This is a genomic window from Rhodopseudomonas infernalis, assembly GCF_022271405.1.
Classification (GTDB): Bacteria; Pseudomonadota; Alphaproteobacteria; order Rhizobiales; family Xanthobacteraceae; genus Rhodopseudomonas; species Rhodopseudomonas infernalis.
This window is the reverse complement of the sequence record NZ_JAJNAL010000001.1, coordinates 345,102-362,193: the sequence shown is the minus strand read 5'-3', so window position 1 is coordinate 362,193 and position 17,092 is coordinate 345,102. Positions and strand designations below refer to the sequence as shown.

Annotated in this window: 17 protein-coding genes; 11 read left to right on the top strand and 6 right to left on the bottom strand. The window is 64.0% G+C overall.

All coding sequences use genetic code 11. The features are described from left to right. Positions 1–876 (bottom strand): branched-chain amino acid ABC transporter permease, encoded by an 876-nt coding sequence (locus tag LPW26_RS01600; RefSeq protein ID WP_238732476.1) that lies wholly within the window; start codon positions 874–876, stop codon positions 1–3. Between the two features lie 192 nt (positions 877–1,068). Continuing rightward, entirely contained in the window at positions 1,069–2,283 is a 1,215-nt protein-coding gene (locus LPW26_RS01595) for an ABC transporter substrate-binding protein (protein ID WP_238732517.1), read from the bottom strand. 274 nt (positions 2,284–2,557) lie between these two features. On the opposite strand from LPW26_RS01595, the gene LPW26_RS01590 reads away from it, so the two are divergent. Next, positions 2,558–3,646, top strand: a complete 1,089-nt coding sequence (locus LPW26_RS01590; RefSeq protein ID WP_263858950.1) for a tartrate dehydrogenase — start codon at positions 2,558–2,560, stop codon at positions 3,644–3,646. Between the two features lie 14 nt (positions 3,647–3,660). On the opposite strand, the gene LPW26_RS01585 is transcribed toward LPW26_RS01590, so the two are convergent. From LPW26_RS01585 to LPW26_RS01570, 4 genes are all read right to left on the bottom strand, one after another. Next, positions 3,661–4,527 carry a hypothetical protein gene (locus tag LPW26_RS01585; RefSeq protein WP_238732475.1) on the bottom strand — a complete coding sequence of 289 codons (867 nt, stop codon included), beginning with the start codon at positions 4,525–4,527 and terminating at the stop codon, positions 3,661–3,663. A gap of 128 nt (positions 4,528–4,655) precedes the next feature. Then, positions 4,656–5,570, bottom strand: a complete 915-nt coding sequence (locus LPW26_RS01580; RefSeq protein WP_238732474.1) for an NAD(P)-dependent oxidoreductase — start codon at positions 5,568–5,570, stop codon at positions 4,656–4,658. Between the two features lie 75 nt (positions 5,571–5,645). Then, positions 5,646–6,893 (bottom strand): Zn-dependent hydrolase, encoded by a 1,248-nt coding sequence (locus LPW26_RS01575; protein ID WP_238732473.1) that lies wholly within the window; start codon positions 6,891–6,893, stop codon positions 5,646–5,648. Positions 6,894–6,965: 72 nt separating this feature from the next. Further along, positions 6,966–7,925, bottom strand: a complete 960-nt coding sequence (locus LPW26_RS01570; RefSeq protein WP_238732472.1) for a LysR family transcriptional regulator — start codon at positions 7,923–7,925, stop codon at positions 6,966–6,968. A 115-nt stretch (positions 7,926–8,040) separates the two neighbouring features. On the opposite strand from LPW26_RS01570, the gene LPW26_RS01565 reads away from it, so the two are divergent. The 10 genes from LPW26_RS01565 (at position 8,041) to LPW26_RS01520 (ending at position 16,977) form a co-directional block, all read left to right on the top strand. Then, the gene (locus tag LPW26_RS01565) at positions 8,041–8,859 is read left to right on the top strand and encodes a putative hydro-lyase (RefSeq protein ID WP_238732471.1); all 819 of its coding nucleotides are present in this window, start codon (positions 8,041–8,043) and stop codon (positions 8,857–8,859) included. Positions 8,860–8,928: 69 nt separating this feature from the next. Beyond that, positions 8,929–10,179 (top strand): ABC transporter substrate-binding protein, encoded by a 1,251-nt coding sequence (locus LPW26_RS01560; protein ID WP_238732470.1) that lies wholly within the window; start codon positions 8,929–8,931, stop codon positions 10,177–10,179. Positions 10,180–10,309: 130 nt separating this feature from the next. After that, a complete protein-coding gene (locus LPW26_RS01555; protein WP_263858949.1) occupies positions 10,310–11,188 on the top strand; it encodes a branched-chain amino acid ABC transporter permease in 879 nt (292 codons plus the stop codon). Further along, entirely contained in the window at positions 11,188–12,174 is a 987-nt protein-coding gene (locus LPW26_RS01550) for a branched-chain amino acid ABC transporter permease (RefSeq protein WP_238732469.1), read from the top strand. Before LPW26_RS01555 ends, LPW26_RS01550 begins: the two co-directional genes overlap by 1 nt. After that, positions 12,171–12,905: an ABC transporter ATP-binding protein gene (locus tag LPW26_RS01545; RefSeq protein WP_238732468.1), complete on the top strand. Its 735-nt coding sequence runs from the start codon at positions 12,171–12,173 to the stop codon at positions 12,903–12,905. Before LPW26_RS01550 ends, LPW26_RS01545 begins: the two co-directional genes overlap by 4 nt. Next, positions 12,889–13,593: an ABC transporter ATP-binding protein gene (locus tag LPW26_RS01540; RefSeq protein WP_238732467.1), complete on the top strand. Its 705-nt coding sequence runs from the start codon at positions 12,889–12,891 to the stop codon at positions 13,591–13,593. The genes LPW26_RS01545 and LPW26_RS01540 overlap by 17 nt, the downstream gene beginning before the upstream one ends. A 42-nt stretch (positions 13,594–13,635) precedes the next feature. Further along, entirely contained in the window at positions 13,636–13,833 is a 198-nt protein-coding gene (locus LPW26_RS01535; RefSeq protein WP_238732466.1) for a hypothetical protein, read from the top strand. Continuing rightward, the gene (locus LPW26_RS01530) at positions 13,830–14,084 is read left to right on the top strand and encodes a type II toxin-antitoxin system RelE family toxin (protein WP_238732465.1); all 255 of its coding nucleotides are present in this window, start codon (positions 13,830–13,832) and stop codon (positions 14,082–14,084) included. Before LPW26_RS01535 ends, LPW26_RS01530 begins: the two co-directional genes overlap by 4 nt. A gap of 63 nt (positions 14,085–14,147) precedes the next feature. After that, entirely contained in the window at positions 14,148–14,930 is a 783-nt protein-coding gene (otnI, locus tag LPW26_RS01525) for a 2-oxo-tetronate isomerase (RefSeq protein WP_238732464.1), read from the top strand. Positions 14,931–15,285: 355 nt separating this feature from the next. Further along, positions 15,286–16,977: a methyl-accepting chemotaxis protein gene (locus tag LPW26_RS01520; protein WP_238732463.1), complete on the top strand. Its 1,692-nt coding sequence runs from the start codon at positions 15,286–15,288 to the stop codon at positions 16,975–16,977. Positions 16,978–17,092 lie beyond the last annotated feature (115 nt).

Sequence of the window (17,092 nt, the reverse complement as noted above, 5' to 3'; positions counted from 1 at the left end):
TCAGCGCCTCCCGAGCAGGCCCTGCGGCCGCAGATACATCACGATCACCAGGAGCAGCAGCGCCGGAATGGTCCGATAGGCCGGGGAGATCATGTAGGCCGTGAAGGTTTCGAGATAGCCGACCACGAAGGCGGCGATCAGCGAGCCGGACACGCTTCCGAGGCCGCCCAGCACCACAATCGAGAACGCGCTCGCGGTGAGCGGCCCGACGCTGTAGGACGACACGCCGAGAAACATCCCGAGCAACACGCCGGCGATGCCGGCCAGCACGCCGTAGATCGCCCACACAACGACATAGATGCTGGTGAGCTCCAGCCCGAGTAGCGTGACGCCGCGCGGATTCATCGACGCCGCCAGCACCGCCTTGCCCATCTTGGTGCGGTTCACGAGCAGCCAGAGCAGGGCGATCACCAGACAGCACACCAGCGCAGTGAAGATCTGATTGCGCGGCGTCCGCACCCCAAAGATCTCGACCACGCCCTGGACGATCGGCAGCACCGTCTTGGCGTTGTTGGTGAAGAAGTAGGCGATCGCCTCCTGGATCATGATGCCCCACAGCAGCGTGCCGGTGAGGACGAAAATCTCCTTCTCCTCATTGGCGATCCGCCGCGAGCGCTGGATCGGCTGAACCACCGCGAAGTAGGTCAGCAGTGCGGCGATCAGTGCCGTCGCGACACCGACCAGCGCGCCAAGATAGTTGCCGAGGCCGAAGGTGCTCGACGCGGCCCAGGCCGCCACGGCTGCCGCCACCATGATGGCGCCGTGTGAGAGATTGAGCACGCCGGAGACGCCGAAGATCAGCGTGAACCCGGTCGCCCCGAGCGCATACAGCGCGCTGATAGCGAAGCCGTCGATCAGGATTTGAAGGGCGAGCATGCGGGCCTTCTGTGCAAACCGGGGGAGTCATTCCGGGATGCGCGCCGCAGGCGTGCAGACCCGGAATCCCGAGATGTTCTGAGATTCCGGGTTCGCGGGCTGTGCCCGCGCCCCGGAATGACGAACGAGAGGTTGCGATGTGTGGATGCGAAGAGAGCTCTCGGCGAACCGAGAGCTCTTGTCTTCCGGCGCTCAGTTCGCCGTCACCTTGATGAAGGCCGGGAACTTGATCTTCGCCTTGGCGACTTCCGGCGGCCACACCGCGACCTGCTGGCCGTCCTGCCATTGCAGCATCAGGCCGGTGATCAGGCCCTTGCCGTATTTCAGGCCGTGGGTGAACGGCTCGTCCTTGCCGTAGAACTGGACGCGGCCGATCGTGCCCTCGTAGTCGGTCTTCTCAAGCGCCTCGACCAGCTTGTCGCCGTCGCTCGAACCGGCGCGCTTCACCGCTTCGGCGATGTAGTAGACTTCGTCATAGGCGGTGTAGCCCGCGTAGGACGGATAGTTGCCAAATTTGGCCTTGAAGGCGTCGGCGAACGGCACCGACTTCGGCGTCACCGCGACGCCGGGACCGGACACCCCCTGATACAGCACGCCGTCCGAGGCGTTGTTGGTGTCCTTGCCGAAGGTCGAGTTTGTGGCCTGCGAGGCGATGCCGAACATCGGGATCGGCACCTGCTGGTTCTTCCACTGCACGGTCGGCTGCACGCCGACATGCGAAATGCCGGTGATGATCACGTCCGGCTTGGAGGATTCGATCTTGTTGAAAATTGGGGTGAAGTCGGTGGTGTCCGGCGAGAAACGGATGTGGTCCAGCACTTTCAGGCCCACCTTCGGCAGGCACTCCTTGTAGCCAACGTCGAGCGGCTTGGTCCAGGCGGCATCCTCGCTCATGATCACCGCGCTCTTCATTTTGCGGGCGTCGACCAGCAGGTCCTTCGCTGCGTCGCAGACCGACTGCGCGAGTTCTCCGGATGTGAGATAGCCGTGGAAGGTGTACTTGTTCTTGTCGTAATCCTTGTTCACGGCCTTGGCGATTTCATTCGAGGCCGCGCCCGGCGTCACGAGAGGCGTCTTCAGGCGCGACGCCCATGGCATCAGCGCCAACACCACTTCGGAAATGTAGCTCGCGATCACCGCATGGACCTTGTCCTCATTGACGGCGCGCTGAAACGCACGCACGGAATCGGCCGAGGAGGAGTGATTATCGTAGGTGACGATCTCGATCTTGCGGCCGTCGATGCCGCCCTTGGCGTTGATTTCCTCGGCGGCGAGCTGCGCAGCCTGCGGAATCGAGGCTCCGGCGATCGCCTGGGCTTCGGCGATGACGCCGATCTTGATTGGATCGGCCGCCCAGGCGGATGATATGCCAAAGCCCAATGCCGTCGCCATCACGACGGCGCGCATCGACCACGAATGCGATGAAAGGGGAGCTGCTGTCATGACGTTTCCTCGTTGTTCTTATTGAGCGGGCGCATTGGCTCCGTTCTTGTGGGCTCGTTGGCCCTTGGCCTTGTTGATCAGCCGCGGCAGAGTGTAACGCGCGTTTTGACGCAGGCAAGCACAATGGCAGGTTGCTGGTAGTTGTTAATGTGTGCGCTGCAACGTTGATCGCGTACGCAGAATGGTCCACATCAACCGTGCTGACATTCTGTGCAGCTCATGCATCGAGGAACTTTCCTTGGACAACACGAAGACAACCAAGAACGAATATCGGATTGCGGTCATCCCGGGAGACGGCATCGGCAAAGAAGTGATGCCGGAGGGGCTTCGGGCGCTCGAAGCCGCGGCCAAGAAGCATCGCGTCGCCGTGAAGTTCGATCATTTCGACTTCGCCAGTTACGACTACTACGCCAATAACGGCCAGATGATGCCGGACGACTGGAAGGAACAGATCGGCAAGCACGACGCCATCTTCTTCGGCGCTGTCGGCTGGCCTGCGAAGATCCCGGACCATATCTCGCTGTGGGGCTCGCTGATCAAGTTCCGCCGCGAATTCGATCAGTACGTCAACCTGCGCCCGGTTCGGCTGATGCCCGGCGTGCCGTCGCCGCTCGCGGGCCGCAAACCGGGAGATATCGATTTCTGGGTGGTGCGTGAAAACACCGAGGGTGAGTATTCATCGGTCGGCGGCCGGATGTTCCCGGACACCGAGCGCGAGTTCGTTACCCAGCAGACGGTGATGACCCGGACCGGCGTCGATCGCATTCTGAAGTTCGCGTTCGATCTGGCGCAGTCGCGGCCGAAGCGACATCTGACCTCGGCAACCAAGTCGAATGGCATCTCGATCACCATGCCGTATTGGGACGAGCGCGTCGAAGCGATGGCGAAGGCCTATCCCGATGTGAAGTGGGACAAGTATCACATCGATATCCTGACAGCGCATTTCGTGCTGCATCCGGACTGGTTCGATGTTGTGGTCGGCTCCAATCTGTTCGGTGACATCCTGTCGGATCTCGGCCCGGCCTGCACCGGCACGATCGGCATCGCGCCGTCGGGCAACATTAATCCGGAGGGCGATTATCCCAGCGTGTTCGAGCCCGTGCACGGCTCGGCGCCGGACATTGCAGGGCAGGGCATCGCCAATCCGATCGGAATGATCTGGTCGGGCGCGATGATGCTGGAGCACCTCGGCGAGAAGCAGGCAGCCGATTCGATCGTCAAGGCGATCGAGCGGACGCTCGGCGAGCGCACGCTGCGCACCCGCGATCTTGGCGGCCAAGCTGACACGACTGCGTGCGGCAAGGCGGTTGCCGAGATGGTGGAGTAGCGCCGCGCCGGCGTTCAGCGACTGGCGGGCGCGGCGGGCTTCGGCGTGCCGCGTCCGGTCTGCACGACCAATTTGCGCATCGTCCGCCGCCGCATTGGCGGACGTTGCGGCCGCGGTTTGGTTGCCCGTAGCGCGATCGGATAGTCCGGCTTGCGGCTCGGCAGTGCGGGCAGGGCGCGGAGCGGGCGCTTGGCCTTCTCGAGCCGCGCCCGCATGGCCGGGGCCGAGCGCTTCGCGGCCCGATTGCGGACCGCCTCACGGCGCCGACGGAGCGCCCGGCGCTTGCGCGGCTGGTGCAGCGGCGTAGCCTTCGGATGCGGTTGATCGAAGGTCTTCAAGCGGATCGCGGACTGGACCGACAAAGCGGGCGCCTGCGCACTGGTGAGATCGGCGTGGGTGATAAGCATGGCCCGGCTTAACGACGGCGGAGCCGGAGCGGCTGCCGTGATCATCTGCGGGCCCTGGCTCGGGCGGTGAGCAGCATCGGGAATGCGGACGAGACGCGGACGTGGTCCGAAATGTCCGCGCAGAATCTCCGAGACGTAGAACGCCGCGATCAGCAGCGCGGCGCCGTACACGATGTCCGGCCAGAACATCAGCGCCAGCCCCGTTACGAGCAGCGCCGCGGTCGCGGCCTTGAGCAGCCGCTCGCCGTCCTCGAACAGCGTGTCGATCCAGATCCAGTTGCTGCGTCGCCAGATCGGCGGCAGCAGCCTGATCCCAAGTCTGTCGCGCGCTTGGGCGAAGCCGAGATCGCGGGCGGCGAACAGATACCAGGCGATGCCGAAGGCCAGCAGGAACGCCAGCATGCCGCCCAGGCCGGCAGCGCAGCCGACCACGATCACAAGTCCAACGGCGAGAGCCGCAAACCAGTCCCTCATGCCCACACTCCCTGCAGTTGCAGCAATGTTGCACGAAGACTGGACCCGTATCGTTGATCGGGATCAGCAGCGATGATGGTTCGGCGAGGCGGATTGGTAGTCCGCTGCCGGTTTTCTACGGTTACTGACTAACCTGCGGTCGCGATCCGGCGGCAATGCGCGAGCGATGCCTCGATCAGATTGACGCTGGCTTCCGGAGTCCGGAAGGCGGAGTGCGCCGAGAGGGTGACGTTCGGCAGCATCGTCAGCGGATGGTCCTGCGGCAGCGGCTCGATGTCGAATACGTCGAGCGCGGCGTGGCGCAGGTGGCCGGAGCGCAGCGCATCGATCATGGCCGCCTCGTCGGTGAGTCCGGCGCGTGCGGTGTTGATCAGGATCGCACCTGGCCGCATCGCGGCGATGCGTTCGCGCGAGAGAAAGCCGCGGGTGTCGTCGTCGAGCAGCAAATGGAGCGAGACGACGTGGCTGTCGCGGAGCAGCGTGTCGACGTCGACGAACGTCACGCCGGCGGCGGTCTTTGGCGAGCGATTCCAGGCCAGCACCTTCATGCCGGAGCCATGCGCGATCCGCGCGACTTCGGCGCCGATGCCGCCGAAGCCGATCAGGCCGAGCGTCTTGCCGGTGAGCTGCATGCCGTCCTCGCGCAGCCATTGCCCGGCGCGCATCTCACGGTCCATCAGTGCGAGGTTGCGCGCGGCTGCCCACATCAACGCGATGGTGGCTTCGGCCACGGCCGTGTCGCCATAGCCGCGGATCAGATGCACGGTGATGCCGAGCTCGGCGAGCTCCTCGATGTTCATGTAGCTGCGCGCGCCTGTGCCGAGAAACACCACGTGCTTCAGCCCGGTGCACTGCGTCGCGATCGGAGTCGGCAGATAGGTGTGATCGATGACGGCGATGGCGGCGCCGGCGAGGACGCCCGGCAGGTCGCCCGGCTTCACGTCGGGATCGCGATGGATCACCATCGGCGGATCGCCGGGCTTGGCCTGCTGCTCCATGATCAGCGCCAGCGTGTCGCTGGCATCGACGAACACCGCGTGCATGTTGGATTCCCCGTTGCAGCCTTGCTGGCAGGCGGCGTGGCCGAGCCGCGCCACCTGATGATGATCGGATTTGTGTTACTTCGCGACGCCGGCGAGCGACAGCACGGTGTGCAGCAGCACATTGGCGCCGGCCGCGCAATCGGCCTGGGTCGCATCCTCCAGCTCGTTGTGGCTGATGCCGTCCTTGCACGGCACGAAGATCATCGCGGTCGGCACCTTGGCGTTGAGGTTGCAGGCGTCGTGGCCGGCGCCCGAGGTGATGCGGCGGTTGGCGTAGCCGAGCGTCTCCGCGGCGGACGCGACCGCGCCGACCAGCGTCTTGTCGAAATGCGTCGGCTCCTTGCGCCAGACCAGGTCGAGCGTCACCTCGACCTTGCGCTTGGCGGCGATCTCGGTAGCCGCGGCGCGGATGCGGGTGTCGAGCTGCGCGAGAATGGCCGAATCCGCACTGCGGGCATCGATGGTGAAGGCGATCTCGCCGGGGATGACGTTGCGCGACGGTGCCGCGATCACCGCTTCGCCGACGGTGCCGACGGCGTTGCCGAGTTCGGTCGCGATCCGCTCGACCGCCAGCACGATCTCCGACAGCGTCGCCAACGCGTCGCGTCGCAGATTCATCGGCGTGGAGCCGGCATGGCTCTCGAAGCCGGTGATCTTGCCGTCGTACCACAGCACGCCCTGGCCATCTTCGACGACGCCGATAGTTTTGCCCTCGGCTTCGAGGATCGGGCCCTGTTCGATATGCAGTTCGATGAAGCCGCTGAACGGCTGGGCCCCGACCGCCTGATCGCCGCGATAGCCGATGCTGTCGAGCGCCTCGGCGACGCTGATGCCCGCGGCGTCCTTGCGGCCGAGAATGTCCTCGACCGTGAAGTCGCCGACGAAAGCGGCCGATCCCATCATCGCCGGGGCGTAGCGTGAGCCTTCTTCATTGGTCCAGTTGGTGACGCAGAGCGGCAGCTCGGTCTCGATGCCGGCGTCGTTCAGCGTGCGGATTACTTCGAGCGCGCCGAGTGTGCCGAGAATGCCATCGAACTTGCCGCCGGTCGGCTGGGTGTCGAGATGCGAGCCGAGCCCGATCGGCGGTTTCGACATGTCGCGGCCCTTGCGCAGCGCGAACATGTTGCCGAGCGCATCGACATGCACCTCGAGCCCGGCCTGTTCGCAGGCGTTACGAAACCAGTCGCGGACCTGCTTGTCCTCCGGCCCGAGCGTGAGCCGCCGCACACCGCCTTTCGGCGTCGCGCCGAACTTGGCCGTGGCGTGGATGGTGTCCCACAGGCGTGCGGAATCGATCTGCAGGTTCGAGGCAGGCTTGGTCATGGGGTCTCCGGATATCGTTGGGCGCCGGGCGGCGCGGCAGGTGTCAAAGATTTCAACGCGCTGCGCCGCGCGTCAACCGATCACCGGCTCGCTCGCCGGCAGATGTTCGCGGAGCTGCGCTGCAGCCGGCGCAGTCTCCGGCATGAATCCGCCGCTGTGCGCGATGTCGACGGCGAGCTCGGCGACGCGTTCGATCGCGACCGTGTCGGGTGAGGCGAGCCAGCTCGCCGTGAAGCGCAAGGGTGGGATCTTGAGGTTGGTGTGCAGCAACTTCAGCCGCCCATCTGTGAGTTCGTTCTCGACGATCGCGGTCGGGATCACGGCGACGCCAAGTCCCTCGATCGCCATGTGAATCACGGTGCCGAGCGATGCCGACGCGTGCAGCCGGATCGGCGGCAGCTCCGGCTTGTTGAACAACGAGCGGACGATCTCGTAGGGCTGGGTCTTGCGCGGGAAAGTGATGATCGGAAATTTGGCGAGATCTTCGACCGCGAGCTCGCCGTCGCCGAGCCCGAGCGAAGGGCTCGCCAGAAAGCCGATCGCGTAGTCGCACAGCACCCGGCTGCGGACCGTCGATGCGGTCATCGGCCCGAGCAGGAAGGCGAGCTCGATCTCCTGGGCCAGCAGCCGCGCCCGCAGGTTCGGCGTGATGTCGACTTCGATTTCGAGCGACAAGTTCGGATACAGTCGATTGACCCGCTCGATCAGGCGCGGCAGCCACGTATGGACGATAGTCTCGGCGACCCCGAGGCGCAGCACGCCGCGCATGCTGGATTGATCGCTGACGACCGCGAGCATCTCGGTCCGCAGCCCGATCAGCTTTTCCGCGTACAGCATCAGCTGACGCCCGCTCGGCGTCGGCGACGCCATGCGATGATCGCGCTGGAGGAGGCGGACGCCGAGTTCGCGTTCGAGTTGTGCGATCCGTTGGGAGATCGCGGGCTGGGTCGTGTTGAGTTTTTGCGCGGCTCCCCGAAAGCTGCCGAGTGTCACGACCCAGAGGAACGTCTCGAGCGCCTTGAAGTCCACCATGGGGGTGGCTCCTATCTGGATAAAGAACTTTTATCGTTTCTGATCAGAAACAAAGATTAGACATTATAGTAGGCTTGCGCTCCAGTGCTGTCGAGAGACTAGGCAGGACGGACGAATGACTGTTTTTGCGGCAAGTGAGCAGCTCCAGTCCGATGGTTCGATGAGTCCATCTCACCAGGCGAGGCTCGCTTATCGGGCTGGCCTGGCCGACTCGACCGCCGGCGTTGCCCCCGGCTTCGTCCAGGGCAATCTGGCGATCCTTCCTGAAAAGTACGCCGCCGCCTTCCATCGCTTCTGCCAGCTCAATCCCAAGCCGTGTCCGATCATCGGCATGTCCGATGTCGGCAATCCGATGATCCCGTCGCTCGGCGTCGATCTCGACATCCGCACCGACGTGCCGGCCTATCGGGTGTGGCGCGACGGCGAGGTGATCGACGAGCCGGCCGATGTGTTGGCGCATTGGCGGGACGATCTGGTCGCGTTCGTGATCGGCTGCTCGTTCTCGTTCGAAGAGGCGCTGCTCGCCGACGACATTCCGATCCGGCACATCGACGAGAAGGTCCGCGTGCCGATGTATCGCACGAACATTCAGTGCACGCCGGCGGGACCGTTCGCCGGGCCCATGGTGGTATCGATGCGGCCGCTGCGGCCCAGGGATGCGATCCGCGCCGTGCAGATCACGTCGCGTTTCCCCTCGGTTCACGGCGCGCCTGTGCATATCGGCCTGCCGCAGTCGATCGGCATCGCCGACATTTCCAAGCCGGATTACGGAGACGCGGTGACGATCGCGCCCGACGAGTTGCCGGTGTTCTGGGCATGCGGTGTCACTCCGCAGGCAGTGATTGCCGCTGCGAAAGTGCCGTTCGCAATTACGCATGCCCCCGGATTGATGCTTGTCACCGACCTGAAGAACAAGCACCTTGCGGTGCTGTGAGGCCGACCGACCCTTCGATCCCAAACCTTCGATCCTTGACCGACAGCGCTGGTAGCAAAGGAATATGACATGAAGATCGATCGCCGTAATCTCCTGCTGGGTGGCGCCGCAACCGCTGCCGTGTTGCCATTCGCCACCACCGCCCGTGCGCAGGCCAAGGAAGTCGTGATCGGCGTGATTTATCCGCTGTCCGGCGCCAGCGCCCAGATCGGCGTCGATGCCCAGAAGGCGTTCCAGACCGCGGCCGAACTGATCAATAACAAGTATGACTACGACTTGCCGCTGGCGCGCGGCGAAGGCCTGCCCGGGCTCGACGGCGCCAAGATACGGCTGGTATTTGCCGACCATCAGGCGGATCCGCAGAAGGGGCGCGCCGAGGCCGAGCGACTGATCACGCAGGAAAAGGTCTCTGCCATCGTCGGCACCTATCAGAGTGCCGTCGCCGTCACGGTCAGTCAGATCTGCGAGCGTTATCAGGTTCCGTTCCTGTCGGCCGACAATTCTTCGCCCAGCCTGCATCGCCGCGGTCTCAAGTACTATTTCCGCGCTGCGCCGCACGACGAGATGTTTTCGCAGGCGATGTTCGACTTCTTCGACGCGCTGAAGAAGAAGGGCCAGAAGATCGAGACGCTGGCGCTGTTCCACGAGGACACCATCTTCGGCACCGACTCGTCGAACGCCCAGCTCAAGCTGGCGCAGGAACGCGGCTACAAGGTCGCCGCCGACATCAAGTATCGCGCCAACTCGCCGTCGCTCACCGCGGAGGTCCAGCAGCTCAAGGCTGCCAATGCCGACGTGCTGATGCCGTCGAGCTACACCACCGACGGCATCCTGCTGATTCGTACTATGGGCGAGCTCGGCTACAAGGCCAAGAATATCGTCGCTCAGGACGCCGGCTTCTCCGAGAAGGCGCTGTACGACGCGGTCGGCGACAAGATCCCGGGCGTCATCTCGCGCGGCTCGTTCTCGATTGATCTGGCCAAGAAGCGGCCGATGGTCGGCAAGATCAACGACATGTACAAGGAGAAGTCCGGCAAGGACTTCAACGATTACTCGTCGCGGCAATTCATGGGCCTGATCGTGATGGCGGACGCCATCAATCGCGCCAAGTCGACCGACGGCGAGAAGATCCGCGAAGCGTTGGTCGCCACCGACATGCCGGGCGAGCAGACCATCATGCCGTGGGCTCGGGTCAAATTCGACGAGATGGGACAGAACACCTTCGCCGACCCGGTGCTGCTGCAATATGTCGACGGCAAGTTCGTCACCATCTTTCCCGAACAGGCCAAGGTGGCCGAGGCGATCTGGCCGATGCCGTAGTCGAACTCGCGAGAGGGACGGGGGCGCTTCGGCGTCGCCGTCATTGCGAGGAGCGCAGCGACGAAGCAATCCAGCGCTCCGCCATCGTCATGGATTGCTTCGCTTCGCTCGCAATGACGGAGAGAGGGTTTTGACCACAGCCACGATCATCCAGTCCCTGGCCAGCGGCCTGCTGATGGGACTTCTTTATGGGCTGGTCGCGGTCGGCCTGGCTCTGATCTTCGGGCTGATGGACGTCACCAACTTCGCCCACGGCGAATTCCTGATGTTGGCGATGTACATCACCTTCTTCCTGTTCGCCTTCTTCGCGATCGACCCATTACTATCGGCGCCGCTGGTCGGCGCCGCGATGTTCGTGTTCGGGGCTCTGGCCTATCTATTGGTCGTGCGCTTTGCGATGCGGGCCAAAGCCAATATCGGCATGGTGCAGATCTTCACCACCTTCGGCCTCGCCATCCTGATGCGCGGCCTGGCGCAGTACTTCTTCACGCCCGACTATCGCAGCATCAACGTCTCCTGGCTGGGCGGTAAGACGATCGAGATCGGCGGCGTATTCCTGCCGGTGCCGCAATTGGTCGGCGCCCTGGTGTCACTGGCTGCGTTCGGCGCGCTCTTCTTCTTCATGAAGAAGACCGACTTCGGTCGGGCGCTCGAGGCGACGCGAGAGGACGCCGGCGCGGTGGCGCTGGTCGGCATCGACAAGAACAAGGTGTTTGCACTCGGCTGGGGCCTCGGCTCCGCGCTGATCGGGCTCGCCGGCGCCGTGATGGCGATGTTCTTCTATATCTATCCTGACGTCGGCGCCTCGTTCGCGCTGATCGCCTACGTCACGGTGGCGCTCGGCGGCTTCGGCAGCGTGTTCGGCGCCTTTGCGGGCGGCATCATCGTCGGCCTGGTCGAGGCGACCACCGCGATGATCCTGCCGCCGTCGCTGAAGTCGATCGGCATCTACGCCGTGTATCTGCTGGTTGTCTTCATTCGGCCGCGTGGCCTGTTCGGATCGATCTGATGGACCAGGCTCACACCAACCGTCGCCGCCGCGACCTCATCGTCGCCGCCATGCTCGCCGGCGCGGCCGCCTGTGCGCCGCTGTTCGTCAAGGATGTCTACGTCCAGAACATCATGGTGCTGACCCTGATGTACGCGGCGCTGTCGCAGGCCTGGAACATCCTCGGCGGCTATTGTGGCCAGATCTCGCTCGGGCACGCGCTGTATTTCGGGCTCGGCGCTTACACCACCGCCTTGCTGTTCACGAAGTTCGGCGTGCTGCCGTGGTTCGGCATGCTCGGCGGCGGTGTGATCTCCGCGGCCATCGCGCTGGCGCTCGGCTATCCGACCTTCCGGCTGCGCGGGCACTATTTCGTCATCGCCACCATCGTGATCGCCGAGATCGGCCTTCTGTTGTTCCATAATTGGGACTGGGCCGGAGCGGCGCTCGGCATCGATATCCCGGTCCGCGGCGACAGCTGGGCGAAATTCCAGTTCACCCGCAGCAAGCTGCCTTACTTCTACTTCGCCCTGGTTTTCTGCTGCGTTGCCTGGCTGGTGACGTGGTGGCTGGAGAATTCCAAATGGGGCTACTGGTGGCGCGCGGTGAAGGACAATCCCGAAGCCGCCGAGAGCCTGGGCGTCGTGGTGTTCAATTCCAAGATGGGCGCCGCCGCCGTCTCGGCTTTCCTCACAGCGATTGGCGGCGCGTTCTACGCGATGTTCGTGTCCTACATCGATCCTGAAAGCGTGATGACCTTCCAGTTCTCGCTGCTGATGGCGCTCCCGGCCGTGCTGGGTGGCATCGGCACGCTGTGGGGGCCGGTGCTCGGGGCGGCGATCCTGATCCCGCTCACCGAAGTGACGCGATCGTTTATCGGCGGCTCCGGCCGCGGCGTCGATCTCATTCTCTACGGCGCCGTGATCGTGGTGATCGCTTTGGCCCGGCCCGAAGGCCTGATCGGTCTGTTCTCGCGCCGGCCGGCCTCGAAGGGAGTGCCGCAATGACGACGCCCTTGCTGGAAACCCGCGGCGTCTGGCAACGCTTCGGCGGTCTGATCGCCAATTCCGATGTCTCGATCTCGGTCGGCCGCGGCGAGATCGTCGGCCTGATCGGCCCGAACGGCGCCGGCAAGTCGACGCTGTTCAACCTGATCGCCGGCGTGCTGCCGCCGACCCAGGGCTCGATCATCTTCGACGGCGAAGACGTCACCAAACTGCCGGCGACCGCGCGCTGCGCGCGCGGAATCGGCCGCACCTTTCAGGTGGTGAAGAGCTTCGAGTCGATGACGGTGATTGACAACGTCATCGTCGGCGCGCTGATCCGCACGACGGTGATGCGCGAAGCGCGCCGCAAGGCGGACGAAGTGCTCAAATTCTGCGGCCTCGACGCGCGCGCCGATGTGCTCGCCAACCAGTTGATCCCCTCGGAGAAGCGCCGCCTCGAAGTAGCGCGCGCGCTCGCGACCGAACCGAAGCTGCTGCTGCTCGACGAGGTGCTGACGGGCCTCACGCCGACCGAAGCGCAGACCGGCGTCGAACTGGTCCGCCGCGTCCGGGACACCGGAGTGACCGTGCTGATGGTCGAGCACGTCATGGAGATCGTGATGCCGTTGGTCGATCGCGCCATCGTGCTCGATCTCGGCAAGGTGCTGGTCGAGGGCAAGCCGGCCGACGTCGTCCGCGATCCGAAAGTCATCACTGCCTACCTTGGGGATCGCCATGCTGTCGGTGCGTGACGTCACCACCGCCTATAAAGGGTTGGTGGCCATCTCGTCGGTGTCGATCGAGGTCGAAAAGGGCGAGATCGTCTGCGTGGCTGGTGCCAATGGCGCGGGTAAGTCGACGCTGCTGAAATCGATCGCCGGGGCCGAGCGGATCCGCTCCGGCGAGGTGTCGTTCGACGGCGAGCGCGTCGACGGCACCGCTCAGCATCTGATCACCGCGCGTGGCATCGCCTATGTGCCGGAAAACCGCCGGCTGTTTCCGCGGCTGTCGGTGCAGGACAATCTGCGGCTCGGCAGCTATCTGTTCCGCGGCAAGGCGGATCGAGAGCAGCCGCTGGAACTGGTGTTCAGCCTGTTTCCGCGCCTGAAGGAGCGGCTCGAGCAGCGCGCCGAAACGCTGTCGGGCGGAGAGCAGCAGATGCTGGCGATCGGCCGCGCGCTGATGACCCGGCCGCGGCTGCTGATGCTCGATGAGCCGTCGCAGGGCATCATGCCGAAACTGGTCAGCGAGATCTTCCAGTCGGTGAAGAAGATCCGCGACGCCGGCATGACGGTGCTGATCGTCGAGCAGCGCATGGCCGAATGCCTCGAAATCGCCGACCGCGCCTACATCCTGCAGACCGGCCGCGTTCTGATGCAGGGCAAGTCGGCCGAGCTGATGGACAACCCGGACGTCAGGAAGGCGTATTTAGGGTTGTGACGGCCCGTTCTCATGCCTTGGCTATCATGCTAGAATGACCGCATGAGCGTCGAGGACATCGAAAAGGCGGTCGAGCAGCTTCCCGAGGACCAGCTGGCGCGGTTTCGTGCCTGGTTCGCGGCCTTCGATGCTGCGCGTTTTGACGATCGCATCGCCCGCGATGCCGCCGCGGGAAGATTGAACGAACTCGCCAACGAGGCCCTCGCGGAGTATCGGCGCGGCAGCTCCGGCGAGCTGTGAAGCATTTTGCCAGCTCCAAATTTTGGACTGCCTACAGGGCGCTGCCACCCGCTGTTCGTGATCTCGCCGACAAGAATTTCGGGCTCCTCAAAGCCGACCCGCATCATCCATCACTGCACTTCAAGAAAGTCGGCGAACTGTTCTCGGTCAGGGTTGGCCTCGGCTATCGTGCACTTGCCGTGCCGGTCGAGGACGGTCTGCTGTGGTTCTGGATCGGGTCTCATGCCGACTACGATGCGATGCTGCGTTAGCAAGTGACTGCTGCGCAGATCCGTCCAGGTTGCTAGGGTGATGCTTCGTCCAGGATCACGCCCATGCCGCGCTTCGCCGCCAATCTCTCGTTTCTATTCACCGAAGTGCCGTTCCTCGACCGGTTCGAGGCGGCGGCTGCGTCGGGGTTTCGGGCGGTCGAGTTTCTGTTTCCCTACGACTACGCACCGGACGACATCGCCGAGCGGCTGAAGCGCCATGATCTGACGCTGGCGCTGTTCAACCTGCCGCCGGGGGACTGGACGGCCGGCGAGCGCGGTTTCGCGGCGCGGCCCGACAAGTTCGAGGAGCTGCAGCAGAGCCTGCACACGGCGCTGCCTTATGCGCTGGCGACTGGCGCCAAGCGGGTGCATCTGTTGGCCGGGCTGGCCGATCGCCACGACGGCGCTGCCGCTTTGGCGTTCCGTCGCTCGCTGACGGTGGCGGCTCATTTTTTCGCTCCGCATGGCATCGAGGTGATGATCGAGCCGCTCAACGGGCGAGACGTGCCGGGCTATTTCCTCGATGATTTCGCTATGGCGCGCGACCTGATCCGCGAACTCGGCATTCCGAACCTCAAATTGCAGTTCGACATCTATCACTGCCAGATCCTGCACGGCGATGTGGTGATGCGACTGCGTGAGATGATGCCCGTCATCGGCCACATCCAGATCGCCAGCGTGCCCTCGCGCCAGGAGCCTGATAGCGAGGAGTTGAACTCGGCCTTCCTGTTCGCGGAACTCGACCGGCTCGGCTATGCCGGCTTCGTCGGCGCCGAGTATCGGCCGCGCGGCGCCACCACCGACGGACTTGGCTGGTTCGCGCCCTACAGAAATATCGAAGCCTAGAGAAGTCTTGCTTCTTATCGAAGCATCGCCGTCATCCTGAGAGCCTTTGAAATCGGGCCGTTTCGTTTCCACCCGTCATGCCCGGCCTTGTGCCGGGCATCCACGCCTTGCTGACGGAAACGCATGAAAGACGTGGATGGCCAGGCTTCAAAGGATGAGCCGCAACCGACTTGGCCGCTTCCTTCGAAGCGCGCGACGCGCGCACCTTCGAAAGACACCGCTCGCCGGGTTCCAATCTTAAGGTCTGCGTTAGGATTAGTCCATTATTCGAGTAGTGGCGGCAGAAGCCGCTACGCGCGGATTCAGCCGTGGGGCCACGGGGCGGCGCGTCTTCAGCAACTACAAGGAAATGACGATGTTCGACCGGCTTTCGATCCGCGCAAAAATCACCACAGTGCTGGCGTTGCTTTTGATCCTGATGATGGGGCTGGGTGGCGTAGCTATCCTGAAAATGCAGTCCATCAATGCGAATACAGAAGACGTCGCGACCAACTGGTTGCCCAGCGTCAGGGCGCTCGGGGATTTGCGAGCAGCCGGAATCACCTATCGGACCGTCATTCGTCAGCATCTCCTCGCGTTCTCCGCGGAGGACAAGCAGGCGGTGGACAAGACCGTCGAGACCGTGAAGGCGCGCATCGACACAGCTCGCAATGCCTACGAGCAGTTGATCACCTCGGCCGAGGAGCGGGCAATCTATCGTGAATGGTCCCAGCTCTGGGACGAGTATGTTCGCGGCAGCGAACAGGTGCTGGCGCGGTCGCGTCGGGACGTCGGCCGAGTGTCCGAAGAGACCCACGACTACAACGCCAAGCAGGTGAATCCGATTGGCCTCAAGGCCGACGACGTGCTTGAACGAGGCATCGACTTCAACAAAAAGGGCGGTGATCAGGCCAGCAAGTCCGCGGCTGACAGCTACCGCTCCGCCCTGTACTTGGTCGTCGGCATCCTTGCCATCGCGACGCTCGCTGCAATCGGACTCGGCTTCTTTCTGGTCCGCGACGTATCTCGCGGGATTGCCTCGATCATTCAACCCATGCAGGCGCTCGGCCGCGGTGATCTGACCGCAATGGTGCCTCACCAGGGCGAGAAGACCGAGATCGGCTCGATGGCCGACGTGCTCCAGGTGTTCAAGCTGGCGCTGATCGAGAAGAAGGCCGCGGACGAAGCCGCCGCCGTCGAGGCTGATGCCAAGATCGCGCGCGGGCAGCGCGTCGACGCGATCACCCACTCGTTCGAATTGATGATCGGCGAGATCGTTCAGACCGTGTCGTCCGCCTCGACCCAGCTCGAAGCGTCTGCCGGGTCGTTGTCGGCGACAGCCGGCCGCTCTCAGGAAGTCACCACCGTGGTCGCCTCGGCGTCCGAAGAAGCATCCAACAACGTCTCTTCGGTCGCTTCCGCGACCGAAGAGATGGCCTCGTCCGTCAACGAGATCAGCCGGCAGGTGCAGGATTCGGCTCGGATCGCCCACGAGGCGGTCGAGCAGGCTCGCCGCACAAATGCCCGCGTCGGCGAATTGGCGCAGGCTGCGACCCGGATCGGCGATGTCGTCGAGCTGATCAACACCATCGCTGGTCAGACCAATCTGCTCGCGCTCAATGCCACAATCGAAGCGGCGCGCGCTGGCGAGGCCGGCCGCGGCTTCGCCGTCGTCGCCAGCGAGGTCAAGGCGCTGGCCGAGCAAACCGCCAAGGCAACCGGCGAGATCAGCCAGCAGATCACCGGCATTCAGGCGGCCACGCAGGAATCCGTCGGAGCCATCAAGGATATCGGCGATATCATCGGCCATATGTCCGAGATCGCTTCGACCATCGCCTCGGCGGTGGAAGAGCAGGGCGCCGCCACCCAGGAGATTGCCCGCAACGTTCAGCAGGCTGCGCTCGGAACCCAGCAGGTGTCTGCGAATATCGTCGACGTCCAGCGTGGTGCCACCGAAGCGACCGCCGCTTCGACCCAGGTGCTGTCCGCCGCCCAGTCGCTTTCCGTCGAGAGCAACCGGCTGAAATCCGAGGTTGGCCAGTTTCTGGAATCGGTGCGCGCGGCCTGATGCAGAGAGATTGCGCCGCCGGACCGCTTTCGGCGGCTCGGCTGCATAGCTCTGTGCACTGATCACCTCGCGAGATTGTGCGATGCGGCAGGGCGCCATGCGCGCCCTGCCGCTT